The sequence below is a fragment of the Vibrio sp. 1401 genome (genome assembly GCF_033340295.1).
In genome coordinates this window covers 1-766 of sequence record NZ_JAWOWF010000283.1, presented here as the reverse complement: position 1 = coordinate 766, position 766 = coordinate 1, and the positions used below count along the sequence as shown (strand labels likewise).

General features: G+C 44.9%; 1 protein-coding gene. It reads left to right on the top strand.

The window, feature by feature from the left end:
* Window positions 1-766 (top strand): sulfatase-like hydrolase/transferase (locus R7Z77_RS25130; protein ID WP_318137017.1); only part of this gene is annotated, 766 nt, incomplete at both ends.

Below are 766 nucleotides of genomic sequence, written 5' to 3'. Positions count from 1 at the left end.
GTTTAACACCACTCGCATGCACAACTTCACGCACGTTCCTGAAGAGTACCAAGGTAAAACTGGTGCTGGTTTCTACGCTGACGGTGTGAAACAGCACGATGACCAAATCGGCGAACTACTGAAAAAAGTGAAAGATCTTGGTGTTGATGACAACACTATCATCGTTTACACCACAGATAACGGCCCGATGGTTGACCTATGGCCAGACGCAGGTATGACGCCATTCCGTAGTGAGAAGAATACAGGTTGGGAAGGCAGCTTCCGTGTTCCTGCTCTTATCAAATGGCCTGGTCACATCAAAGCTGGCGAAACCTTTAATGGCATGATGTCTCTTGAAGACTTCTTCCCAACATTGGTTGCAGCAGCAGGTGACACTAAAGTTAAAGACGAGCTACTGAAAGGTAAGAAAGTAGGCAAGATGAACTACAAAGTTCACCTAGATGGTTACAACCAATTGCCATACATCACAGGTAAGTCAGACAAGTCTGCTCGTAACGAATTCGTTTACTGGAGTGATGACGGTGACTTGGTTGCACTACGTTACGGTAAATACAAATACCACTTCATGATCCAAGAAAATGAAACGGGTATGGATGTATGGCGTAAACCATTCACTAAACTTCGTGTTCCATTGATCTTCGATTTGAGCATCGACCCATTCGAACGTGGTGACCAAGGTATGGGTTACTCTCGTTGGATGTACGAGCGTTCATTCCTAATGATGCCAGCGGTAGAGAAAGTGAAAGAGGTAATGGGTACGTTTAAA